This window comes from Streptomyces xingningensis (assembly GCF_054957865.1).
The window spans coordinates 90,354-113,308 of sequence record NZ_JBDJPF010000007.1 but is presented as its reverse complement, the minus strand read 5'-3'; the positions used below and the strand labels follow the sequence as shown (position 1 = coordinate 113,308).

Below are 22,955 nucleotides of genomic sequence, written 5' to 3'. Positions count from 1 at the left end.
TGTCCCGACCGTCCGGGTCGGGCATCAACCGTGAGGCCTAGCTTCCAACCGCCCGGCTGTGCTGACCAGGCTATTTTGTAGTCCAACTGCATTTGGAATAAGTGGAGTTGAACGTATGGGCGATCCGGAGTCGCCTGCCGAGACCTTGGGGCAAGAGATCAGGTATGCCCGCGAAGCGCGCGGATGGTCACAAGCGAAGCTTGCCGACAAGCTGTGCTGCCAACAGCCGTACGTCAGCAAGGTGGAACGAGGGGCGCAGCTGGCCAGCGCGACGTTCGCCGAACAGTGCGACAGAGTGTTCGGCACGCCGGGCGTGTACGCGCGTATGCACCGGCGAGCAGCCGATAACCGCTATCCATCCTGGTTCGTGTCCTACCTCCGGCTGGAGCGCGAGGCGGTGACCATCTGTGACTACTCAGCCGTGTTCGTCATGGGCGTACTGCAAACTGCGGAATATGCGGCGGCTGTCAACCGCGCAGCGAACCCACGCGAGACGGAAGCTGAGATCAAAGCTCGTGTGGAGCTGCGCATGCAGCGGCGCGAGATTTTCGAGAGCAACGTTCCCTCGCTGCTATGGGTGATCCTGCATGAGGCAGTCCTACGCACTGTCGTGGGTGGGCCCGAAGTCATGCGGGGGCAGCTTGGGTACCTGCTCGCAGCGTCGGTCTCCCCACATCGCCATTCAGGTTCTTCCGTTCGGTGTGGGCGCCCCGACACGAGGAGGGTCGTTCAACCTGCTGACACAGCAGGACGGAAAGATCATCCTGTACGAGGAGACTTACGAGCGAGGGTTGGTGGACGACTCGGCGGAAGCGGTCGCCGAAGCGCAGGCAGCGTACGAGCGCTTACGCGCAGACGCCCTGTCGCCTGCTGACTCTCTGGCCCTTATCCGGCACGTTATGGAGGCGTACACCCAATGAGCACCACCCCGGACCTGTCCCGCGCGATATGGATAAAGTCCAGCTATAGCCAAGGAAACAACGGACAGTGCGTCGAATGGGCCCCCGCGTTCGCTTCTGACATCGCCCCTGTCCGTGACAGCAAAGCGCCGCACGGTCCTACCCTGACCTTCCCGGCGTTGTCCTGGTCCACGTTCGTGAGTGGCGTCAAGGGCAGGGAATTCCCAAGCCTTTGAGCCCCTCACCTCAGCCATAGTGCGGCCCGCAGGCGCCTGGCGGGCCCCTTGCCTCCCGGCGCCTGAGCGCCCCCGCCGGAGGCATTTCCCTGACGGTCGGGCGGCCGTCTTACCTGTGGGCACGGGTCGGCGGGGTAATCGCCGTGGTGTGCACACCGTGAGTGACTCGTTACCCAACATCGTTGCATATAGCACGCGTTGAGTGATTGGGTGTGCGTGACGAGTGACATGTGTGATGCATGTGAGTGACGATCGGAGGGGAGTGGACGTGGATGCGGTGCCGTGGAGTGATGACGGTATGTGGGTGCGAGGTGTGGACTACATCGCAGGGTGGCAGGACGCGCATGATGCGGCGTCTCAGCTCAACCAGGCGGCGGCGCGGGCTGGTTCGGCGCGTGAGGTGATCCGGGCGTCTGCGCATACAGGGCCTCGTGGTGAGGGTGTGGTGTGGCTGAGTCCGGATGCCGTCCGTCTGCTGATCGAACTGGCCTGGGGCGCTGAATTACCTGTTTCGCACGGTAGTTGACGGATAGCTGCACACGGAGAGGGGGCCTCGGATGGGCCGGTATGGCCGGACGTGGCGGACGCGATCGGGTGGCAAGGTGCACATCTCCGTGGACAGGCGGGGGATTCAGTGGGTGGTCTGCTCGGAGTGTCCGCGTCCGATGATGGTGACAGGGGCGTTTGTTGATCCGGATGCGGTGGCCCGGCGTCATGCGGAGACGTGCCGGGCGTAGTCAGCGGAGTTCTGTGCAGCGTGGGCCGGGCGGTTTGTCGTCCGGCCTTGTGCGTGCTGATCGCTGGTTTGGCTTGGACCTCGATGCGCCAGCCGGCGGTGACTCCGCTGGCTGGCTGAAGGCCCGTTGGCCGTGGCCGTCGTATCGCGGGCTGACGGCGGCCTGATGCGCGACGTGTGCACGCGACCATTGCGGCGTCCGTGCCGTGGGGCTGCGCTTGACGGGCGAGTTACGCCCCGGCTGGTCGTAGCAGCGGGTGAGCTTCGTGCGGTCAAGGATGCGTCGGGAGTGGGGCGGTGTCGCCCGGACGGGACCGGCCGGAGGCCGCAGCCCGGCCGGGGCGGCATGGCCGCCCGGCGCGCCAACGGCGCGCCCTTGAGGAAGTAGAGAAGATTTACACGGATGGGCGGCCTTGGCGGGTGCGCTTGGCGGGGGCCTTCTGGGCCGTGATCCGGTAGGCGAACCGGGCCTTCGCGGCGGGGGCGTGCGTTTCCTCGCACATGAGTGGTTGGTCGTCGGTGCCGTAGGTGATGCGGTAGGTCACGAGGATGGGGCTTGAGTTGCTCAGGCTCAGCGTCTCCCGCTCGTCCGGCAGTGGCGCGCGTGCGGTGACGAACTCTGTCTTCTGTCAGAAGAAGACGACCTTCCACTTGCCCTCATGGGTCTTGTGGTTGATCTGCGCGAAAGCCTTGTCCGCGTCGAGGTCCACACAGGCGGTCAGGTCGAACTCGGGGAACTTGTCACCGACAGTGAGCCCGCGCTCTCCTTGCAGCGAAGAAAATCCCGGTTTGCGGGATTTCCTGGGGGTTGGACGGGCTCCACCCTGCCGCAGCAGGTATTGATAGCGGAAATAGCTAAACTGAGTGAACTTGATCGGAGGTGCTTATCTATGTCTGCCATGCCCTCGGGGAAGATCCCGTCCGCCGGACCCCGCCGACCCAGCTTTGCGCAGCTGCGCGCGTTCGCGGCGGTCGCCGAGCACCTGCACTTCCGTGACGCGGCCGCCGCGCTCTCGGTGAGCCAGCCCGCGCTCTCCGGGGCCATCGCCGCGCTGGAGGAATCGCTGGACATTCAGCTTTTCGAGCGTACGACGAGAAAGGTGCTGCTCAGTCCCGCGGGTGAGCGGCTGGCCGCCCGGGCCCGTACGGTCCTGGACGCAGTGGACGCCTTGATGGAGGAGGCCGAGGCGGCCCGGGCGCCCTTCACCGGTGTGCTGCGGCTCGGCGTCATCCCGACCGTGGCCCCCTATCTGCTCCCCACGGTGCTGCGCCTGGTGCACGACTCCTATCCCGACCTGGATCTCCAGGTCCACGAGGAACAGACCTTCTCGCTGCTGGACGGACTCACCTCGGGGCGGCTGGACCTGCTGCTGCTCGCGGTGCCCGTGGGCGCGCCCGGCATCACCGAACTCCCGCTCTTCGACGAGGACTTCGTGCTGGTCACGCCGTGTGACCACTGGCTGGCCGGGCGCGTGGACATCCCGCGCGCCGCGCTGCGCGAGCTGGATCTGCTGCTGCTGGACGAGGGGCACTGCCTGCGCGATCAGACGCTCGACATCTGCCGCGAGGCGGGCCGGGTGCCGGGCGCTCCGGTGACCACCAGTGCGGCGGGCCTGTCGACCCTGGTCCAACTGGTGGGCGGCGGGCTCGGGGTGACACTGCTGCCGCGCACGGCGGTCCGGGTCGAGGCCGGGCGCAGCGACCGGCTTGCCACCGGGTGCTTCGCCGATCCCGCGCCCTCGCGGCGGATCGCGCTGGCGATGCGGGCGGGCGCGGCGCGGCAGGGGGAGTTCGAGGAGTTCGCTCAGGCGCTGCGGGGGGCGCTGGGGAAGCTGCCGGTGCGGATCGTGCGGTGAGGGAGGTCAGTCGTCGGGGCTGGCGGGCTTGAGCTGGAGGAGGGTGTCCACGGAGAGTTCGACCTCGGCTCCGATGGAGGCGGGGAGTGCGAAGGTGGTGCCGGGGGCGTGGACGGCGTGCTCGTACTCGCCGTTGTGCGGGTCGGCCAGGACGTGGACGCGCTGGTGTTTGCGGTCGACGATGACGTAGACCGGGATGTTCGCTTCGGCATACAGGGCGACTTTGGTCTTCAGATCCGTCGCATAGTTGGCCGCGGTGACCTCGAGCACCATGCGGAAGACGGCCGGGTCGTAGCAGTTGTACCTGATCAGGTGGTCCTCGATGTCCGCGTTGACCACGGCGAGATCGGGGATCGCGAAGTCGTACTCGCCTGAGGGGAGCCACAGGCCGATGGCCTGGAGCACGCTGGACTCTCCATCGTGCAGCCCGGCGGCGAGGAGGGTGAACATGATGTCGGTCAGTGTCACCCCGTGGTCGGCGTCCGCAAGCGGGGCGACGGTGATCTCTCCTCCGAGGATCTCAACGCGGAAGCCGGGGAGCCTGTCGGAGATGTGGTCGGCTGCTTCGAGGAGTGGGTACTGCTCTCCGTGCTCTGCTGCTGTGGCGCGCATGGAGCGCACCCTCGCAGGCTGGACCGTTCGATCGGGTCCCATGCGGGCATGTTCACCCGTGAGTGGGCTCACTCCGTGCGCAGCCCGTCCGGCCGCATCATCCGTACCAGCGGCGGCAGGCTGATCAGGGTGACCAGGGCGATGACGGCCGTACCCGTGCCGATCATCGGCAGGAAGGCCCACCAGTCCCGGACGTCCTTATTGCCCAGCCGGAGCATGGACCAGCCGAGTGTGAGACCGCCCGCGACCGCGACGGCCATGCCGAGCGCCATCGGGATGGCCGTCTGCCAGAGCACCGACCAGGCGAGGGCGCGGCGGCGGGTGCCGAAGGCGACCAGGACGGACAACAGGCGCTTGCGCTCGCGCAGTTGCTCAAGGGTGGTGACGAGCAGGCTTGCGCCGATCAGGGTGAGGGTGCCCACGGCGCCGATGAGCAGGCCCCTTTCGATGGCGGCGTAGTTGCCGTCCTTCTGCACCCCGACCAGGCGATAGACGTGCATGGCCGGGTTGACACGGGCGATGGTGTTGCGGACGCGTTCGGGAGCGTCCGGGCTGTTGGGTGCGAACTTGACGGCCAGCTCGGTGCTGGGGGTTGGCATCCTGGCGACGTCGATGGCGGACGGGGTGACCAGCACTCCCGGGCGGTGCTCCCCGACCGGGTCGGGTCGGGTGTGGGCGGTGCGCGCCGATGGGGGGACGGTCCAGAAGTAGGCGGCGGGTCGCGGCCGGCCGTTGGGGACGAAGCTGTCCATCTTCAGCTTGGTGCCTGGCGCGGGCATCAGTCGTGGGTTTGTGTCCGGCGAGCGGGCGAGGAATGTGTCGCCCTCCCGGCATGAGTCCAGGCTGGCCAGTTCGCGCAGGGTGGCGCAGTCGCCGACGATGAGCTTGGAGTACTGCTCGGCGTTGCCGTCCCTTCCGGCGCTTTGTGTCACATAGCCGGTCACGGCCTCGACGCCCGGTGTGGAGCGGAGTCCGCTGACATAGCGGTGGACTTCCGAGGGCGGGCCACCGCTCTGCGAGCCCCTCAGCTGTGAACGGCTCACGGGTTGCGCCGGCGACCCCTCGAAGTCGCCCTCGACCCCGGTGAGCATCATCTGCATGGCGATTGCCCCGGCCACGGCGACGGTGATGCCGCTGACCGCGCGGGCCGCCGGGCCGCTGCTCAACTGGAGGCGGCGGACGGCGAGTTGCAGGGGCACCGGGCCGCCCCGGAAGCGGGCGACGACGGCCTCGACCAGCCAGGGCAGTACGGCCGTGACCCCGATCAGCAACAACACCGCACCGGCGCCGACCTGGAAGGTGTTGGGTGCGCCGGTGTTGGAGTCCCCGGCCGCGCGGCCGAACAGCGGGATCAGCAGGGCGAGTCCCGCCGCCGGGATCAGCAGCCGCCACCACAGCCGGCGGCGCCGGGGGACGGCGCTGCGCACCACGCCCAGCGGCTCGATGGCGATGCCGCGCAGCGCGGCCTGGGTGACGAGGATGGCGCAGGCGGGTACGGCCAGCACGATCAGTACGGTGAGCCAGGGGCTGGGCACGATGTCGGAGGGAAAGACGCTGGTGTCGCGGATGGTGATGGTGTCGGCGAGCTGCCGGACGAGCAGGAAGACCAGGGCGCCCACGGCCAGTCCCAGTACCGCCCCGCACAGCGCCTCACCGGCCGCGATCCGCCGGACCGTATTGCTGTCCGCGCCGATCAGCCGCAGCGCGGCGAGCCGGCGGTCGCGTCGCTCGCCGCCGAAGCGGACGGCGGTGGCGATAAAGGCACCGACCGGGATGAGCAGGACGACGCACACCATGACGAGCAGCACGATAAGCACCGGGTTCAGCGGGATGTCCGGTTTCGCGAAGCCGAAGTGGTCGATGCGGCGGGCTCCGGTCTCGATGGAGATCCGGTCGCTGCCCGCGTAGTAGAAGAGCTCATTGGGGCCGATGAGCCCCGAGTTCTCGATGGTGCCCACGGTGCGGTAGTTGAGCCGCTCGCGGAGCAGCTTTCCGTCGGTGGAGCTCAACAGCCGGTCGAGGGCGGGGGACACTGCCATCTCGCCCTGGCCGGGCAGGGACTTCAGCCCGGGCGGTACCGGTGCCTTCGGTCCCTCGGGCCGCAGCAGGGTGCCGGCGATGGACTGTTCGCGGTAGTCGGTGTCGGCTCGGTCGTAGAGGAGGGTGCCGCTGCCGCGCGGGATGTTCTTGGGCCCGTTTGGCGATCCCCACGGGCTCTCCACCGACCGGGCGCTCTCGCGGTGGTCGCGCTCGCTCAGCATCTGCGGCACCGAGGCCGCGATCATCAGCAGTGCCACCCCCAGCCCGACGCCGGCCGCGGTGAGCGCGGTGCGCAGCCAGCCCTCGCGGCCGCCGATGACCGCGAACCTGGCGCCCATGGCCAGGTCGCGGAGCCGGCCGGCCGGGCCGGTGGGCGGCTTGGGCTCGGTCACCGGGTGCCTGCCATGTCGCGGGCCTTGCCGTCCCGTACCACGACCTCGCGGTCGGAGTAGGCGGCGACCCGTGCCTCATGGGTGACCAGGACCACGGCCGCCTGGGTGTCCCGCGCGGCCTCGGTGAGCAGTTGCATCACGCGCTCGCCGTTGAGGGAGTCCAGGGCGCCGGTCGGCTCGTCGGCGAAGATCACCCGCGGTGCGGTGACCAGGGCGCGGGCGACCGCGACCCGCTGCCCCTGGCCGCCGGATATCTCGCCGGGCCGCTTGGCCCGGATGTCGTCGACCTCCAGCCGCTCCAGCCAGGTACGCGCCTGGGCCTCGGCGTCCTTGCGGCCCCGGCCGGCCAGCCGCAGCGGCAGGGCGGTGTTCTCGGCACAGGTCAACTCCGGTACGAGCTGCCCGAATTGGAAGACAAAGCCGAACTCGCCGCGGCGCAGGGCGCTGCGCTGGGCGTCCGGCATGTCCGAGAGGCGGCGGCCGTCGTAGGTCACCGTGCCCGCGTCCGGGCGCACGATGCCGGCCAGGCAGTGCAGCAGGGTCGACTTGCCGGAGCCGGACGGGCCCATGACGGCGACCACCTCGCCGGGGCGGATGGAGAAGTCGGCGCCGTCCAGCGCGGGCGTCGGGCCGTAGGACTTGCGCAGACCGTCCGCGGTCAGCAGGGAGCCGTTGGGTGTCATGCGCCCACCTCCTTCGCCAGCTGTCCCAGCCGGGCAGCGGTCAATTCCAGCCAGCGCAGATCGGCTTCCAGGTGGAAGAGGGCGTGATCGCAGATCAGCTGGTCGGCGAGGTCGCCGGTGCGCTTGCGCTGGGTGAGCTCGCGCATCAGCCGCAGGTGCTCGGAGCGCTGGGCGTCCAGCAGGCCGTTGGCGTCCCGCCCGGTGAGCAGGGCGAGGACGACCTTGGTGTAGAGGGTGGACTGGAGGTACGGCTCGGGCTTCTCCGGCTGGGTGAGCCAGTGCTCGACATCGGTGATCCCGGCGTCGGTGATGGCGTAGCGCTTGCGGTCCGGGCCGCCGCCCTGCTCGATGCCGTCGACCTCGACCAGGCCGTGCTTCAGGAGTCTCGACATGGTCGAGTAGACCTGTCCGTAGTGCAGCGGGCGGTCGTGGCCGAAGCGTTCGTCGAAGGCCCGCTTGAGGTCGTAGCCATGGCGCGGGCCGGACTCCAGAAGTCCGAGCAGCGTGTGTCCGATTGACATGCCGAACACTGTACACCACGTGTATACGCGTCATGTATAGATGTAGTGCATAGTTGGCTGGAAGCGGCTGGAACCAGTCAGTCTGGCCCCTCGGGCCCCTCGGGCTTCGGTGGCCGGCCGGGCCTGCGCATGGCGCCGGCGTCCCTGGGCAGCCGCCCGGCCTCGGCGAGGGCCTTGCGCAGCAGGAACTCGATCTGGGCGTTGGTGCTGCGCAGCTCGTCCCCCGCCCAGCGCGCCAGGGCGTCATGGACGAGCGGATCGAGCCGCAGCAGCACCTGCTTGCGCTGCCGCGGCCGTCCGGTGGCGGGCGGTTCGTCGGTCACTGGTACAGCGTGCCGGTGTTGAGGACCGGCTGTGCGGCCCGGTCCCCGCACAGCACCACCATCAGATTGCCGACCATGGCCGCCTTGCGCTCCTCGTCCAGGGTCACGATGTCCTGCTCGCTGATCCGGGCCAGGGCCTGCTCGACCATGCCGACCGCGCCTTCGACGATCAGCCGGCGGGCCGCGACGACCGCGCCGGCCTGCTGCCGCTGGAGCATGGCCGCGGCGATCTCGGGGGCGTAGGCGAGGTGTGTGAAGCGCGATTCGACGATGCGCACTCCGGCTGCCTCGACCCGGGCGTGCAGCTCGACGGCGAGCTTCTCGGTGATCTCCTCGGCGTTCCCGCGCAGCGACAGGGCATCCTCGTCGTGGGCGTCATAGGGGTACTCGATGGCGATGTGACGTACCGCTGCCTCGGTCTGGGTGGCGACGAACTCCTGGAAGTCGTCCACCTCGAACAGTGCCTGCGCGGTGTCCTCGACCTGCCAGACCACCACCGCGGCCAGCTCGATCGGGTTGCCATAGGCGTCGTTCACCTTCAGCACGGCCGTCTCGTGGTTGCGCACCCGGGTGGAGAGCTTCCGGCGGCTGGTGAACGGGTTGACCCAGCGCAGGCCCTCGGTGCGGATGGTGCCCCGGTAGCGGCCGAAGAGCTGGACGACGCGGGCCTCGCCGGGGGCGATGGTGTTCAGCCCGCACATCGCGATAAACGCGGACAGGGCGAGCAGGACGCCGCAGGCGATCAACGCGGCGGCCACACCGGAGTTCCCGTCGGAGCCCAGCTTGGCACCCAGGGCGACGACGCCCGCGCCGAGCAGCAGCCCGATCAGCCCGAGCAGCAGGGCGAGGCCGCCGCCGATGTCCCGGGCCGGAATCTCCCGGATCCGCGGGCGCGGTGCGGTGGTGTCCGACGCCTGGTCGGAGCGTGTGTCGGGCATGGTGGATCCCCCTTGAAAGCGCCTATCAAAGTGATAGCAGTTTATCGGCCCTGTACGGTTTCCGCATCGCGCCGTACCCGGGCCCGTCCCCCGGGGTGCTGTATGTCACGTACGCCAAAGCCTTGATCGATGGGCTTTTCGTGGCAGTTGCGGTGTTAGCTTCGTGAGCTGATTCGGGGGCGGAGACGGAACTGGAGCTACGGGAGAGATGGGCCGAGCGGAAGCACGACGGGCGCAAAAGAAGGGCCGCGGCCGCAGCGCAAGAGGCAGGAAGCCCAAGAAGACAGGCATACGCCGCTTCTTCACCTGGAAGAAGCTGCTCGCCTACTTCTTTGGCGTCATAGCCCTCGGGGTCGGCGCCTTTGTAGCGCTGTATCTGTATGTGGACATCCCGAAGAACCCGAACGCCGCAGCCGTTGCGCAGGGCAACACCTACCAGCTGCCCGGCGGCAAGGTCATCGCGCGCGACGGGGTGAACCGCGAGATCGTCCCCATCGAGAAGATCCCCAAGAAGGTTCAGAACGCCGTAGTCGCCGCCGAGAACAAGGACTTCTGGTCCGACCCCGGTGTCGACGTCATGGGCACCACCCGTGGCCTCCTCAACACGGTGATGGGCCGCGGCAAGCAGGGTGGCTCGACGATCACCCAGCAGTACGTCAAGAACTACTACCTGGACCAGCGGCAGACCATCACCCGCAAGGCCACGGAGCTGATCATCTCGCTCAAGCTCCAGAAGAACTACTCCAAGGAAGACATCCTCGCGGGCTATCTGAACACCAGCTACTTCGGGCGCCACGCCTATGGCATCCAGGCCGCCTCCCGCGCGTACTTCAACAAGGACCTCGACAAGCTCACCACCGAGGAATCCGCCTACCTCGCCGCGCTGTTGCAGGCCCCCAGCCAGTACGACGTGGTCATGGGCACTGATACGGGCAGGAAGAATGCCATCGCGCGCTGGAACTATGTCCTCGACAAGATGGTCGAGATGGACTGGATCAAGCCCGGCGAGCGCAAGAACATGCAGTTCCCGTTGAAGGACGTCATCACGCCCAAGGCCGGTGCGGGGCTCACGGGCCAGTACGGGTATCTGAAGGCGCTGGCCGAGGATCAGGCCAGCCAGGCGCTCAAGAAGCAGAACAAGCGCCTCGCCGACGGTGGTTACACCATCACCCTGAGTATCGACCCCAAGAAGCAGGCGGCGCTGGAGAAGGCGGTCAAGGAGCAGCTGACCGATCAGCTCAGCCCCAAGACCCGCAAGGTCGACAGAAGCGTCCAGACCGGCGCCGTCTCGGTGAACCCGAAGAACGGCAAGATCGTGGCGCTGTACGGCGGCGAGAGGCTCGACAAGCACTGGACCAACAACGCCACGCGCTCGGACTACCAGCCGGGTTCCACCTTCAAGCCGCTCATCTACACCTCCGCGCTGGAGAATGGGTCGAAGACCCAGAAAGACGAGCCGATCAACGCCAACACGATCTACGACGGCACCAACCAGCGGCCGGTGGTGGGGCCCAATGGTGACGGGTACGCCCCCGAGAACGAGGATCACCACAACTACGGCCCGATCCCCGTCCAGCGGGCGATGAACAACTCGGTCAACTCGGTCTTCGCGCAGATGGCCGTGGACGTCGGCCTGAAGGACGTCAAGAAGACCGCCCTCTCCATGGGCATGGTCGATGACGAGAAGCGCGGCTTCACCGCCACCCCCGCCCTGGCGCTCGGTTCCATGGGTGCCAGTCCGCTGGAGATGGCCAGTGCCTACGCCACGCTGGACAACCACGGCAAGCAGGTCGTCCCGAGCATCCTCGAGTCCGTGAGCCGGGGGACCGAGAAGATCGACTTGCCCAGCGCGATCGGTGACGAGGTCGTCAGCCGCAACAGCGCCGACGGCACCACCGCCCTGATGAAGGGTGTGGTCGAAGGCGACGAGGGCACGGGCCAAGAGGTGCGCAACGACCGGTATGAGGTGGCGGCCAAGACGGGTACCGCCGACTACGACATGGCCGCCTGGTTCGCGGGCTACACCCCCGACCTGGTCACCACGGTCGCCCTGTTCGGTGAGGAGGGCACCGGCGGCAAGCACGTCAAGCTCTATGGCCTCGGCTCCGATGACCCGACCAAGCGCGTCAACGGTGGTGGCCCCCCGGCCAAGATCTGGAACGCCTACACCAAGGCCGCCCTCGGCGACGACTCCACGCCCAAGTTCGACCTGCAGACCAAGGACGAGGCGGGATCGAACGCCGTCCCCTCGGCCCCGCCGTCGGCCTCGCCCAGCACCGAGCCGTCGCACTCCCCGCCACCCTCGCGTAGCCCGTCGACGCCGCCGTCCACGCCGCCCCCGACGCGCCCGACTGAGCCGTCCACGCCGCCCACGCGGCCGTCGCACAGCCCGCCGCCGACCAAGCGTCCTCCGACGAACGAACCGTCGACTCCTCCGATCCCGGACCCGAACAACACCGACGGGCCCGATCCCGGCACCCGCCTCACCGGTGGGGCCACCCCGTAGGCAGCGCAATGAACGGCTGCCGTCCTCCCCGCACGGGGAGGACGGCAGCCGTTCGCCAATCGCGGTGCCCTCAGCCGCCGTTGACGCGGGTGGCGATCCGGTCGCCTACCGCCTTGTCGATGTTGCGCCAGTACTGCAGCGCGCGGTCCAGTACCGGCCTGCTGACGCCGTTCAGCAGGTGGCCGGAGACATTGGAGACGAGCCGGTCGCGCGCGGCGTCGTCCAGGACGTTGCGCACCATCGTGCCCGCCTGGCCCCAGTCGTCGTCCTCGCGGTGCAGCTTGTACGCCTCGCGGACCATCTCGCCGGAGGCCTGCCAGCCCGCGATCTCGCCAAAGCGCACGGTGTCGGCGGCCGGGCCGCCATAGGAGTTGGGCGCGTACGGCCGGGCCGTGTTGGCCGGCTCGTACCGCATCGGGCCGTCCTTGGCATAGGACTTGAGGGTCGAGTGCGGCCGGTTGGGCGGCAGCTGGGTGTAGTTGGGGCCGATGCGGTACCGGTGGGTGTCCGGGTAGGAGAAGAGCCTGCCCAGCAGCATCTTGTCGGGGGACGGGCCGATGCCCGGCACCAGGTTGGAGGGCTCGAACGCGGCCTGCTCGATGTGGACGAAGAAGTCCTCCGGGTTGCGGTCCAGCGTCATCCGGCCGACCTCGATCAGCGGGTAGTCGCCGTGCGGCCACACCTTGGTGAGGTCGAAGGGGTTGAAGCGGTAGTCCGCCGCGTCCTCGAAGGGCATGACCTGGACATACATGGTCCAGGTCGGGGCGTTGCCGCCGTTGATGGAGTCGTACAGGTCGCGGCGGTGGTGGTCGCCGTCCTCGCCCGCGAGGCGGTCGGCCTCCTCCTGGGTGAGGAAGTCGATGCCCTGGTCGGTCTTGATGTGGTACTTGATCCAGAACTTGGTGCCCGCGCCGTTGACCCACATATAGGTGTGCGAGCCATAGCCGTTCATATGGCGCCAGGTCTTGGGGATGCCCCGGTCGCCCATCAGCCAGGTGACCATGTGCGCGGTCTCGGGGGAGAGCGTCCAGAAGTCCCACTGCATGTCGTTGTCGCGCAGGCCGTTGTCCGGGCGGCGCTTCTGCGAGCGGATGAAGTCCTGGAACTTCTGCGGGTCCCGCACGAAGAAGATCGGGGTGTTGTTGCCGACGAGGTCGTAATTGCCGTGTTCGGTATAGAACTTGAGGGCGAAGCCGCGTGGGTCGCGCCAGGTGTCCGGCGATCCCTGCTCGCCCGCCACGGTGGAGAAGCGGGCCAGCATCTCGGTGCTCTTCCCGGGCTGGAAGAGGGCCGCCTTGGTGAACTGGCTGACGTCGTTGGTCACCCGGAAGGTGCCATAGGCGCCGCTGCCCTTGGCGTGGACCACCCGCTCGGGGACCCGTTCCCGGTTGAACTGGGCCATCTTCTCGATCAGATAGTGGTCCTGGAGCAGGATGGGGCCGGAGTCGCCGATGGTGAGCGAATGCTCGTCGCTCTCCACGGGGATGCCCGCGTTGTTGGTGGTGTAGCCGGTGCTCTGCGCCGAGTCGGTCATTGGGACGCCTCCCGCAACGGGTGATGGTGAGGGCGCCGTCGGTGCGGCCCTCCGCACCGGCAAGTCAACTCCGCCGACAGCGCGTCGGCAACAGGGCCTTGGACGCTGTCCAGATTTTCACCTCGTATGGGCGAACCGGGGCAGATCATCACTCTCAGTGAGAGCGTATGGGCAGCCCCAGCTCGAACCACACCACCTTTCCGGTGCTCAGCCGGGTCGCGCCCCACCGGCGGGCCAGCTTGTTCACCAGATACAGCCCCCGCCCGCCCTCGTCCGAGGGCCGGGCCTGCCGCAGCCGGGGCAGCTGCGGAACGTCGTCGCCGACCTCGCAGCGCAGCACGTCCGTCCGCAGCAGCCGCAGGGTGATGGGGCGCTCCGCATAGCGCACCGCGTTTGTTATCACCTCGCTGACCAGTAGCTCCACCCCGTCGGTCAGCTCCTCCAGATCCCAGCGGGCCAGTGCCCGGCGGGCCAGCCGGCGGGCCTGGCGGGCGGTCTGGGGGCGCGGGTCGAGGAACCAGTACGCCACATCGCTCGGCGCTATCCCCTCGAAGCGGGCCGCCAGCAGGGCGATGTCGTCGTCCCGGTCGCCGGGGCCGAGCATGCCCAGCACCTCGTCGCACAGCGGCTCCAGCGGCGGTGGGTTGGGGCCGGTGAGCCTGGCCGTGTCGGTCAGCCGTTCGCGCAGCTGCTCTATGCCGGTCCACACGTCCCGTATCCGGGATTCCACCAGGCCGTCCGTGTACAGCAGCAGGGTCGCCCCGGCGGGCGCGTCCAGCTCCACGGCCTCGAAGTCCACTCCGCCCACGCCGATCGGGGCCCCCGGCGGCACCCGCAGCACCTCGGCGCGGCCGCCCCGGTGCAGCATGATCGGCGGTGGATGGCCCGCGTTGGCCATCACCATGCGGTGCGAGACCGGGTCGTAGACCGCGTAGAGGCAGGTCGCCATGCGGTCCGAACCCAGCCGCTGGGCCTGCTCGTCGAGGTGGTGCAGCACTTCCGCCGGGGGCAGGTCCAGACCGGCCAGGGTCTGTGCGGTGGTCCGCAGCTGGCCCATGATCGCGGCGGAGGTCATGGAGTGGCCCATCACATCGCCGACCACCAGGGCTATCCGGTTGCCGGGCAGCGGGATCGCGTCGTACCAGTCGCCGCCCACCCGGGCGGTCTCGGCGGCCGGGAGGTAGCGGCTGGCCAGCCGCACCCCGGTCGGCTGGGGGAGGGAGTCGGGGAGCATGGTGCGCTGGAGCTCGTCCGCGATGTAGACCTCACGGCCGTAGAGGACCGCCTTGTCCACCCCCAGCGCGGTGTGCGTGGCCAGCTGCGCGGCCACCAGCAGGTCGTCGTTCTCGAACGGGGAGCGGTCCGGCCGGCGTATGAAGACCGCGGCACCGGTCACCCGCCGGCGGCCGCGCAGCGGCGCCAGGACCGTACGGTGCCGGTCCGGTACCCGGCGGCCCTCGCCGAGCAGCTCCGGGAGCGCCGCCCGCGCGGCTGGGGAGTCCCCGAAGACCGGGCGGACACCCCGCAGCACCTCCGCGAGCGGCCCGCCTATCCGCACCTCGCAGCGCTCGGCCGCCGCGTCCGCGATCTCGAGTTCGCGGGCGGCGTCCTCCTGGGCCTCGGCGCCCAGCACCGGCCCGGGGAAGCCCGCGGTCTCCAGGCCGCGGGCGTACTCGGGCAGCCGGTCGGTGCGGCGCAGCCGCAGTACCACCGGGCCGACCGGCCGCTCGTCGCCGACCGGCAGCGGGTCGCGCAGATAGACCAGGATCGCGTCGGCGAAGGTCGGCACGGTGGCCCGGCACAGCCCCAGCACGATCTCGTCCAGGTCGATGCCGCGGGCGATCCGCCGGGTGGCGGCGCCCACGAAGCGCAGCCGTTCGCCGCCGGTGGCCCCGGCGGCGGTTCCCCTGCCTTCGGCCGGGCCGTCCCCGCCGGATCCGTCCCCGCCGGTACCCGGGCGGGGATGGCCGCTCGCGGCGGGGGTGCCGTCCGCCGGGGCGTGTTCGGGGGCGCCGGGGTCCGGGTGCGCGGCACCCGCCTCGGCTCTCGGCCGCGCGGCTTCGCCGCCGGCCTCGGGGGCGCCCGGCTGCCGGGGCGGGGGCGGCGCGCCGCCCCCGGTGGCGCCGCGGCCCTGCACGGGGGCGTCCGGCGCCTGGGCGGCGGCCTGCCGGACCGCGGCGTTCCGCCGTCCTCCGGGGGAGTTGGGATGCTCCGTCACGCGTGGGATTCCATCCGTCGGGGCCTTCGGCCCGGTCGCACAGGGCGCACCGTGATTCAGGCGGTGCGTCGCAGGTTGAGGAAGAGCTGGATCTCGGGTGGTACGTCCGTGCTCGCAGGTGCGTACGACAGCGAGTGCTCGCCGACGACCTCGAAACCCGCTTCGTGTACGACCTGGCGCAGTTCGTCCCGCAGGTATCCGGATACCCGGATCGTGTTGCCGAGGAACGGGATGGCGTAGTCGTCCACGTCCGCTTCGACCATGGACAGGGCCAACAGCCCTTTTGGTCTCAGCAGTCCGCGCAGCATCCGCAGCGCGTGGGGGATCTCCGGACGGGGCAGCATCAGCAGGGAGAAGAAGGCGGCGATGCCGTCGAAGGTGCCCAGCCGCCGGTCGCGCAGGTCGGCCAGATCGGTCAAGTGGAAGGCGGCGTCCGGCACATTGCCGCGGGCGAGTTCGAGCATGCCGGGGGAGAGGTCGATGCCGACGACCTGGTGGCCGGCCTCGATGAGCTGTCGGGCGGTGGGCAGTCCGGTGCCGCACCCGGCGTCCAGGATCCGGGAGCCGGGCGGCAGCGACTCGGCGAGCCAGGCTCCGGCGGCGAGTTGGCCCTCCTTGTGCGGGAACGCCTCGTCATAACGGTTGCCTATCGCGTCGAATGCCTCGGCCTGGCCGCTGCGGTCCAGCCCGGCTCTGGCGTAGCCGTCGTACTCCCGCTGGTGGTCACCGCTCACGGCTCCGCCCTTTCTGCGACTGTCCTCATGTGACCAGGCGTCACATGCCGTGCTCCGATGGTGCCGTGCTGTTGGTATGGCTGTGCGGTAGTGGCTGCGCGGCATGGGCCGCGCGGTGTCGCGGAGGACGATCCTACGGTTGCCCGGTGGGGAGACGGCAAGCTCTTCCCGCCGTGAGATGGGACGGGGCGCGGTCCCAGTCATCGGGGAGCGCCGGTACCGGCCAGGCCGGGTCCGGCCGCCACCGCTCCCAGCCCGAGGTGAAGGGTGCTTCCCAGGCCGCGATCCACCGGGCCGCCGCCTGCCCGGCGGCCCTGGTTTCCGCGGCCTGTGCGGGGGTGACCAGGCCCACCCGTTGGGCCTGGGCGAACTCGTCCTCGTCCTGCCACTCCCAACTGCGGTCCGGGCGAACCTCGATGTCCAGGAAGAGGTCCTCGGAGTCGACGCCGCCGGCCCAGCGGGTGAGCGGTTCCTCGAGGTTCACGTACCAGTTCCGGAAGGTCCGGTCGAGGTCCCAGAAGAGCCAGACCGACCAGGGGTCGCCGGGCCGGGCGAGCTTGAGCACCCCGGTGCCGTACCAGGGGCCGACGGCCGTGCTGCGCGGCTTGGTATAGCGGGTGGCCAGCGGCTCGCGGTGCAGGGGGGTGCCGTCGGTGAGGACGGGACGGACGCAGGCGGTGCCGGGTGCCAGCCAGGCGGCGAGCAGTTCCGGGGTGTCCTGGACGACGGTCATGGGGCGGCAGATGTGGAAGTGGTCGTCCGCGTTGGCGCGGTAGCGCCAGAGGATGTGGTCTCCGGGGTTCCAGGGGGCTGCCATGGGGTGATCTTAGGGCGGGGTGGGGGACGGGTGCCGTGACCTATGCCGCAGCACCGCCCCCGTACCCTTCGCCCGGGGCGGGAGTCCGTTAAGGGCGGGTCATCCGCAGCACGTCAAGTGCCTCGTCGAGCTGGTCCAGGGTCAGCAGGCCGCGTTCCAGATAGCCGCCCTCCAGCACGACCTGACGGATCGTCTTCCGTTCGGCCAGTGACTTCTTGGCCACCTTCGCGGCCTCCTCGTACCCGAGGTAGCGGTTGAGCGGGGTGACCACCGACGGCGACGACTCCGCGTACTCCCGGGCCCGTTCGGCGTTGGCGGTGATGCCGTCGACGGTGCGGTCGGCCAGCAGCCGGGACGCGTTGGCCAGCAGCCGCACGGACTCCAGCAGGTTTTTCGCCATCACCGGCAGCATCACATTGAGTTCAAAGTTGCCCGCGGCACCCGCCGTGGCCACGGTTGCGTCATTGCCGATGACCTGGGCGGCCACCATCAGAACGGCCTCCGGAACGACCGGATTGACCTTGCCGGGCATGATCGAGGAACCCGGCTGCAGATCGGGCAGGTTGATCTCGGCGAGGCCGGTGCGCGGGCCGGAGGACATCCAGCGCAGATCGTTGGCAATCTTGGTGAGGCCGACGGCGATGGTGCGCAACTGGCCGCTCGCCTCCACCAGGCCGTCCCGGGCGCCCTGGGCCTCGAAGTGGTTGCGGGCCTCGGTCAGCGGCAGCCCCGTCACCCGGGCGACCTCGGCGATCACGGCACCGGAGAAGCCGGGCGGGGTGTTGATGCCGGTGCCCACGGCCGTGCCGCCGAGCGGGAGTTCGGCCAGCCGGGGCAGCGCGGCGCGCAGCCGCTCCACGCCATAGCGGACCTGGGCCGCATAGCCGCCGAACTCCTGGCCGAGGGTGACCGGGGTGGCGTCCATCAGATGCGTACGGCCCGCCTTGACGACCCCGGCGAACTCCCCGGCCTTGCGCTCCAGCGCCTCGGCGAGGTGGTCGAGCGCCGGGATGAGCTCGCCGGTGACGGCCGCCGTGGCCGCGATGTGGATCGAGGACGGGAAGACGTCGTTGGACGACTGGCTGGCGTTGACATGGTCGTTGGGATGCACCTCCCGGCCGAGGCGCTCGGTGGCGAGGGTGGCGATGACCTCGTTGGTGTTCATGTTGGAGGAGGTGCCGGAGCCGGTCTGGAAGACGTCTATGGGGAAGTGCTCGTCCCAGCGCCCCTCGGCGACCTCGGCGGCCGCGTCCGCGACGGCCTGCGCCAGGTCCTTGTCGAGCACCCCCAGCTCGGCGTTGACCTTGGCGGCGGCCGCCTTGATCCGGGCCAGTGCCGCGATGTGCGCCCGTTCCAGGCGCTGCCCGCTGACCGGGAAGTTCTCCACCGCACGCTGGGTCTGGGCCCGCCACTTGGCATGCGCGGGGACGCGCACCTCACCCATGGAATCGTGCTCGATTCGGTACTGCTCGCTGTCGGTCATCGTCACTTACCTCCTGACAGGCACAGCGTTTGTCTCGTTCCACGTGTTCCCCAAAGCCACTACCAGCCAGTAAATACCGCAGGTAACAACTGGAATCGGGGAGCCTTTATGACACGCAGACCCACCCTGCGCTGTTCGCTCGCCGCCGTCGCGGCTTTCGCAGCCGTTTTCGGCGGACTGGCCACAACCGGCACCATGGCCCAGGCGGAAACGCGCACCGCCGCCTCAAAACCGCTCACCCCGGCCCCGCTCACTCCGGCCGCGCTCACCCCGGCCCCGCTCACTCCGGAACTCGAGAAGATCCGCGCCGCGGAATCCGTCGGGCTCTACGGCGATGCCGCCGAGCGGCCGCTCGGCCAGCGCAAGACCGCGCTGATCTCGCTCGGCGACAGCGAGATCGCCGGTGAGGGCGTGGGCACCTATGAACCGGGCACCGACGGCCCGGACAACTGGTGCCACCGCTCGCCCCAGGCGGCCATCCACCGCACCTCGATACCCGCCGAGGTGACCTACAACGTCGCCTGCTCCGGCGCGTCCACCGGCAACATCCGCATCGGCGGCAGCAAGCAGTACGCCGATGAACTGGTGCAGAGCGACAGCCTGGCCATCAAGGCCCGCAACACCCGGATCAAGCTGGTGCTGCTGGTCGCGGGCGCCAATGACGACCTCCAGTTCGGCCCGGTGATCACCGACTGCGTCACCCGCTATCTGACCCTCCAGGGCCGCTGCGAGCCCAAGTACGCACCCGGCTGGCAGGCCCGCGTCAACGGGCTGGTGCCCAAGGTCGAGCAGACGGTACGGGACCTGCGCACGGTCATGAAGGGTGCGGGCTACGCCGACGGCGACTACAAGCTGGTCGTCATGGGCTACCCGAGCCCCATCGGTCCGGATATCGAGGACAACCCCGACTATCCGGGCAAGCTCCCGGGCGGCTGTGTCGGTTACACCTCCGACGCGGGCTGGGGGCGCAATGCCGCCGTGCCCGCCTTTGAACGCGGCATGCGCAAGGCGGCCGAGGACACGGGCGCGACCTTCCTCGACAACTCCCGCCTCTTCCACGGCCATGAGGTGTGCATGGAGAACACCTGGGCGCGCGGGCTCTGGGTCGACCTCTCCAACCCCTTCCCGCCGGACGCCAATTCGGTCCGCCAGTCCTTCCACCCCAACGCCCGCGGCCATGGCGCCTTTGCATCCTGCCTCAGCCAGCTGTACGCCTCCGGCCGTCGCGAGGCCGGCTGCGCGGACCCGGCGGGCGCCGGGAAGCCCGAGCTGTACCCGGGGTCCTGGGACGACGCCTACCGGCCGCTGAAGAACGCGGCGACCGGCAGCTGTGTGGACGCCTATGGCTCGGAGTCCGGCAATGGCACCGAGGTGGGCGGCTGGGACTGCACCGGCAACCGCAACCAGGGCTGGTGGTACGACTCCGGGCGGAAGTCCGTCCACACCGAGCTGACCCACAGCCGCTGCCTGGACGTGCCCGAGGGCAGGTACTCGGCGGGCGCGGCGGTGGTGCTGTGGAAGTGCCACGGCGGCGACAACCAGCAGTTCACCCGGACCGGCGGAACGATCCGCCCGGTGGCGGCCCCACAGCTGTGCCTGACGCTGGCGGCGGCCAAGGACCCGGTGCGGCTGCAGAAGTGCGGCGACGGCCTGGCGTCCCAGCGCTTTGTCTAGTCCTCAAGCGCCGGACGGACCGATTCGGCCCGCCCGGCGCTTGGAGGCGGGGCTGGTGAAAGAGCGAAAGATCACCCCAACCCGGGCCCCCGCACCGGAATGCTGGTGAACGTGGGCTCCGGCGCCGGGTCGGTGAAGAAGTCATTGCCCTTGTCGTCCACCACGATGAACGCCGGGAAGTCCTCGACCTCGATCTTCCAGACCGCCTCCATGCCGAGCTCCTCGTACTCGACGACCTCGACCTTCTTGATGCAGTCCTGGGCCAGCCGGGCCGCCGGGCCGCCGATCGAGCCGAGGTAGAAGCCGCCGTGCGCGCCGCACGCGTCGGTGACCTGCTTGCTCCGGTTGCCCTTGGCCAGCATCACCCTGGAGCCGCCGGCCGCCTGGAACTGCTCGACATAGGAGTCCATCCGGCCCGCCGTGGTGGGGCCGAAGGAGCCGGAGGCGTAGCCCTCCGGGGTCTTCGCGGGGCCCGCGTAGTAGACCGGGTGGTCCTTGAGGTACTGCGGCATCTCCTCGCCCGCGTCCAGCCGTTCCTTGATCTTCGCATGGGCGATGTCACGGGCGACGACCAGCGGGCCGGTCAGCGAAAGCCGGGTCTTGACCGGGTACTTGGTGAGCTCGGCGAGGATCTCGTCCATGGGCCGGTTGAGGTCGATGCGCACCACCTCGTCGTCGCCGAGGTGCTCGTCCGTGGTCTCCGGCAGGAAGCGCGCCGGGTCGGTCTCCAGCTGCTCCAGGAAGACGCCTTCGGCGGTGATCTTCGCGACCGCCTGGCGGTCGGCCGAGCACGACACCGCGATGGCCACCGGGCAGGACGCACCGTGCCGCGGCAGCCGGACCACGCGCACATCGTGGCAGAAGTACTTGCCGCCGAACTGTGCGCCGATGCCGATCCGCTGGGTCAGCTCGAAGACCTTCTCCTCCAGCTCCTTGTCCCGGAAGCCGTGTCCGAGCGGGGAGCCGGTCCCGGGCAGCTCGTCCAGGTAGTGCGCGGAGGCGTACTTGGCGGTCTTCAGCGCGTACTCGGCGGAGGTGCCGCCGACCACGATCGCCAGGTGGTAGGGCGGGCACGCGGCGGTGCCCAGTGAACGGATCTTCTCCTCCAGGAACTTCATCATGGCGGTCTCGTTGAGGACCGCCTTGGTCTCCTGGTAGAGGAAGGACTTGTTGGCCGAGCCACCGCCCTTGGCCATGAAGAGGAACTTGTAGGCGCCGCCGTCGGTCGCGTACAGCTCGATCTGCGCGGGCAGGTTGGAGCCGGTGTTCTTCTCCTCCCACATGGTCAGCGGCGCCATCTGGGAGTAGCGCAGGTTGAGCTTGGTGTAGGCGTCGAAGACGCCGCGGGAGAGCGCCGCTTCGTCCCCGCCCTCGGTCAGCACCTGCTGGCCGCGCTTGCCCATCACGATCGCGGTGCCGGTGTCCTGGCACATCGGCAGCACGCCCGCCGCCGCGATGTTGGCGTTCTTGAGCAGGTCGAGGGCGACGAACTTGTCGTTGGCGGAGGCCTCGGGGTCGTCGACGATCTTCCGCAGCTGGGCGAGGTGCGCGGGGCGGAGGTAGTGCTGGATGTCGTGGATCGCCTCTTCGGCCAGCTTGCGCAGCGCCTCGGGCTCGACCTTGAGGAAGGTGCGGCCGTCCGCCTCGAAGGTGGTCACGCCCTCGGCGGTGACCAGGCGGTACGGCGTGGTGTCCGAGCCCAGGGGCAACAGATCCGTATACGCGAACTCAGACCGGGCTGGCTGGGCAGACATCGCGGCGATTCCTCACTCACTCTGCGGTTGACGGTGCTGGCTTCCTCGACAGCAGCGCCCACCAGACTAGGCGGCGCGTGCGGGGGCCGGTCTGTGAGGTAAGGCTCAGTCGTCCTCGGGGGTATCGCGATCTATCGCGATTGGCTACCCTGTGCCCGTGGATGAGTCTTCGCTCGACAAGCCAGTCGCCAAGGTGCCCCTGACCAAGACCGTGCCCGCCGAGCCGGCGCTGCGCGCCTCCGACGCGGACCGCGACCGGATCGCGGACATCCTGCGCGAGGCGCTGGCCGAGGGGCGGCTGACCGCGGGTGAGCACGCCGAGCGCATCGAGGGCGTCTATTCGGCGAGGACCGTGGCCGAGCTGGAGCCGCTGGTGCGCGATCTGCCCGCCGGCCGTCAGCCGGCTGCCGAGCCCGCGTCGTCCCTCGCGGGTTCCGCGAGCCCGGCGGAGCATGAGCCGGACAACCTGCTGGCCATCTTCGGCGGCTCGGTCCGCAAGGGCCGCTGGCGGGTGCGGGCCCGGACCAACGTGGTCGCGGTGTGCGGCGGGGTGGAGCTCGATCTGACCGAGGCGAGCTTCCAGCAGCAGCGCATCGTCATCAACGCCTTCTGTCTGTTCGGCGGCATGGAGATCAAGCTCCCGGAGAATGTCGCCGTGCGGTCCACCGGCACCGGCATTTTCGGCGGCTTTGATGTGGAGACCCGGGATGCGCCGGATCCCCGGGCCCCGGTCATCGTGATCACGGGCTTCGCGATTTTCGGCGGCGTCTCGGCAAAGTCCAAGCGTGGCAAGCGAGTCAAGGACCTCCGGGCGGAGGGCTGAGGCGGGGGATGACCGGTGGGGCTCCGGTCATGGCAACGGTGTGAATAAGAGCGCGCACAGCGGGTAAAGCTTGGTGCATCGTCTCTCGTACGGCTGCGGGTGCGAATGGCCGTGCAGGGTGAGACGGGCAAATGGTGACTCAAATCGGCCAAGCAAAGCCGTCGTCAGGAGTAGAC

18 protein-coding genes and 1 pseudogene are annotated in these 22,955 nt (G+C 69.3%); 6 read left to right on the top strand and 13 right to left on the bottom strand.

All coding sequences use genetic code 11. The annotated features are described in order from the left end of the window. The first annotated feature begins 115 nt into the window (after positions 1-115). Positions 116-920: pseudogene (locus tag ABCR83_RS06170) on the top strand (helix-turn-helix domain-containing protein). After that, positions 917-1,135 (top strand): DUF397 domain-containing protein, encoded by a 219-nt coding sequence (locus ABCR83_RS06165; protein ID WP_462693772.1) that lies wholly within the window; start codon positions 917-919, stop codon positions 1,133-1,135. The pseudogene ABCR83_RS06170 and the gene ABCR83_RS06165 overlap by 4 nt, the downstream one beginning before the upstream one ends. A gap of 1,131 nt (positions 1,136-2,266) precedes the next feature. Here ABCR83_RS06165 and ABCR83_RS06160 read toward each other — a convergent pair. Next, positions 2,267-2,416 (bottom strand): hypothetical protein, encoded by a 150-nt coding sequence (locus tag ABCR83_RS06160; protein ID WP_462693771.1) that lies wholly within the window; start codon positions 2,414-2,416, stop codon positions 2,267-2,269. Between the two features lie 345 nt (positions 2,417-2,761). Here ABCR83_RS06160 and ABCR83_RS06155 point away from each other — a divergent pair, with 345 nt between their 5' ends. Then, the gene (locus tag ABCR83_RS06155; RefSeq protein ID WP_462693770.1) at positions 2,762-3,727 is read left to right on the top strand and encodes a LysR substrate-binding domain-containing protein; all 966 of its coding nucleotides are present in this window, start codon (positions 2,762-2,764) and stop codon (positions 3,725-3,727) included. Between the two features lie 6 nt (positions 3,728-3,733). Here the strand turns inward: ABCR83_RS06155 and ABCR83_RS06150 are convergent, their stop codons facing one another. The 6 genes from ABCR83_RS06150 to ABCR83_RS06125 form a co-directional block, all read right to left on the bottom strand. Next, positions 3,734-4,339: a Uma2 family endonuclease gene (locus ABCR83_RS06150; protein WP_462693769.1), complete on the bottom strand. Its 606-nt coding sequence runs from the start codon at positions 4,337-4,339 to the stop codon at positions 3,734-3,736. 68 nt (positions 4,340-4,407) lie between these two features. Further along, positions 4,408-6,771, bottom strand: coding sequence for an ABC transporter permease (locus ABCR83_RS06145; RefSeq protein ID WP_462693768.1), 2,364 nt, complete (start codon positions 6,769-6,771; stop codon positions 4,408-4,410). Beyond that, positions 6,768-7,454 (bottom strand): ABC transporter ATP-binding protein, encoded by a 687-nt coding sequence (locus ABCR83_RS06140; protein WP_462693767.1) that lies wholly within the window; start codon positions 7,452-7,454, stop codon positions 6,768-6,770. The genes ABCR83_RS06145 and ABCR83_RS06140 overlap by 4 nt, the downstream gene beginning before the upstream one ends. After that, positions 7,451-7,975 carry a PadR family transcriptional regulator gene (locus tag ABCR83_RS06135; protein WP_462693766.1) on the bottom strand — a complete coding sequence of 175 codons (525 nt, stop codon included), beginning with the start codon at positions 7,973-7,975 and terminating at the stop codon, positions 7,451-7,453. Before ABCR83_RS06135 ends, ABCR83_RS06140 begins: the two co-directional genes overlap by 4 nt. A gap of 77 nt (positions 7,976-8,052) precedes the next feature. Further along, positions 8,053-8,298 carry a type II toxin-antitoxin system antitoxin gene (locus tag ABCR83_RS06130; protein WP_462693765.1) on the bottom strand — a complete coding sequence of 82 codons (246 nt, stop codon included), beginning with the start codon at positions 8,296-8,298 and terminating at the stop codon, positions 8,053-8,055. Next, entirely contained in the window at positions 8,295-9,236 is a 942-nt protein-coding gene (locus ABCR83_RS06125; RefSeq protein WP_462693764.1) for an SPFH domain-containing protein, read from the bottom strand. The genes ABCR83_RS06130 and ABCR83_RS06125 overlap by 4 nt, the downstream gene beginning before the upstream one ends. Positions 9,237-9,444: 208 nt before the next feature. Between ABCR83_RS06125 and ABCR83_RS06120 the strand changes: the two genes are divergently transcribed. After that, complete coding sequence (locus tag ABCR83_RS06120) at positions 9,445-11,742, top strand: transglycosylase domain-containing protein (protein WP_462693763.1); 2,298 nt, start codon at positions 9,445-9,447, stop codon at positions 11,740-11,742. Positions 11,743-11,812: 70 nt separating this feature from the next. Here the strand turns inward: ABCR83_RS06120 and ABCR83_RS06115 are convergent, their stop codons facing one another. The 5 genes from ABCR83_RS06115 to ABCR83_RS06095 form a co-directional block, all read right to left on the bottom strand. Beyond that, positions 11,813-13,276, bottom strand: coding sequence for a catalase (locus ABCR83_RS06115; RefSeq protein WP_462693762.1), 1,464 nt, complete (start codon positions 13,274-13,276; stop codon positions 11,813-11,815). 154 nt (positions 13,277-13,430) lie between these two features. Continuing rightward, a complete protein-coding gene (locus tag ABCR83_RS06110; protein ID WP_462693761.1) occupies positions 13,431-15,494 on the bottom strand; it encodes a SpoIIE family protein phosphatase in 2,064 nt (687 codons plus the stop codon). 56 nt (positions 15,495-15,550) lie between these two features. Then, complete coding sequence (locus ABCR83_RS06105; protein WP_462693760.1) at positions 15,551-16,228, bottom strand: class I SAM-dependent DNA methyltransferase; 678 nt, start codon at positions 16,226-16,228, stop codon at positions 15,551-15,553. A 133-nt stretch (positions 16,229-16,361) separates the two neighbouring features. Next, complete coding sequence (gene fomD / locus ABCR83_RS06100; RefSeq protein WP_462693759.1) at positions 16,362-17,045, bottom strand: cytidylyl-2-hydroxypropylphosphonate hydrolase; 684 nt, start codon at positions 17,043-17,045, stop codon at positions 16,362-16,364. An 88-nt stretch (positions 17,046-17,133) separates the two neighbouring features. Beyond that, on the bottom strand, positions 17,134-18,528 hold the full coding sequence (locus ABCR83_RS06095) for a class II fumarate hydratase (protein ID WP_462693758.1): 1,395 nt from the start codon (positions 18,526-18,528) through the stop codon (positions 17,134-17,136). Positions 18,529-18,636: 108 nt separating this feature from the next. Between ABCR83_RS06095 and ABCR83_RS06090 the strand changes: the two genes are divergently transcribed. Continuing rightward, positions 18,637-20,202, top strand: a complete 1,566-nt coding sequence (locus ABCR83_RS06090; protein WP_462693757.1) for a ricin-type beta-trefoil lectin domain protein — start codon at positions 18,637-18,639, stop codon at positions 20,200-20,202. Positions 20,203-20,273: 71 nt separating this feature from the next. On the opposite strand, the gene ABCR83_RS06085 is transcribed toward ABCR83_RS06090, so the two are convergent. After that, on the bottom strand, positions 20,274-21,956 hold the full coding sequence (locus ABCR83_RS06085; RefSeq protein ID WP_462693756.1) for a fumarate hydratase: 1,683 nt from the start codon (positions 21,954-21,956) through the stop codon (positions 20,274-20,276). Positions 21,957-22,113: 157 nt separating this feature from the next. Between ABCR83_RS06085 and ABCR83_RS06080 the strand changes: the two genes are divergently transcribed. Continuing rightward, positions 22,114-22,779, top strand: a complete 666-nt coding sequence (locus ABCR83_RS06080) for a DUF1707 SHOCT-like domain-containing protein (protein WP_462693755.1) — start codon at positions 22,114-22,116, stop codon at positions 22,777-22,779. Positions 22,780-22,955: the final 176 nt, after the last annotated feature.

What these genes read in the sequence shown, in the direction of transcription:
- ABCR83_RS06165 (WP_462693772.1), top strand. Translation starts at nt 917, where the DNA reads ATGAGCACCACCCCGGACCTGTCCCGCGCGATATGGATAAAGTCCAGC.
- ABCR83_RS06155 (WP_462693770.1), top strand. Translation starts at nt 2,762, where the DNA reads ATGTCTGCCATGCCCTCGGGGAAGATCCCGTCCGCCGGACCCCGCCGA.
- ABCR83_RS06150 (WP_462693769.1), bottom strand. Translation starts at nt 4,339, where the DNA reads ATGCGCGCCACAGCAGCAGAGCACGGAGAGCAGTACCCACTCCTCGAA.
- ABCR83_RS06140 (WP_462693767.1), bottom strand. Translation starts at nt 7,454, where the DNA reads ATGACACCCAACGGCTCCCTGCTGACCGCGGACGGTCTGCGCAAGTCC.
- ABCR83_RS06135 (WP_462693766.1), bottom strand. Translation starts at nt 7,975, where the DNA reads ATGTCAATCGGACACACGCTGCTCGGACTTCTGGAGTCCGGCCCGCGC.
- ABCR83_RS06125 (WP_462693764.1), bottom strand. Translation starts at nt 9,236, where the DNA reads ATGCCCGACACACGCTCCGACCAGGCGTCGGACACCACCGCACCGCGC.
- ABCR83_RS06120 (WP_462693763.1), top strand. Translation starts at nt 9,445, where the DNA reads ATGGGCCGAGCGGAAGCACGACGGGCGCAAAAGAAGGGCCGCGGCCGC.
- ABCR83_RS06115 (WP_462693762.1), bottom strand. Translation starts at nt 13,276, where the DNA reads ATGACCGACTCGGCGCAGAGCACCGGCTACACCACCAACAACGCGGGC.
- fomD (WP_462693759.1), bottom strand. Translation starts at nt 17,045, where the DNA reads ATGGCAGCCCCCTGGAACCCCGGAGACCACATCCTCTGGCGCTACCGC.
- ABCR83_RS06095 (WP_462693758.1), bottom strand. Translation starts at nt 18,528, where the DNA reads ATGACCGACAGCGAGCAGTACCGAATCGAGCACGATTCCATGGGTGAG.
- ABCR83_RS06090 (WP_462693757.1), top strand. Translation starts at nt 18,637, where the DNA reads ATGACACGCAGACCCACCCTGCGCTGTTCGCTCGCCGCCGTCGCGGCT.
- ABCR83_RS06085 (WP_462693756.1), bottom strand. Translation starts at nt 21,956, where the DNA reads ATGTCTGCCCAGCCAGCCCGGTCTGAGTTCGCGTATACGGATCTGTTG.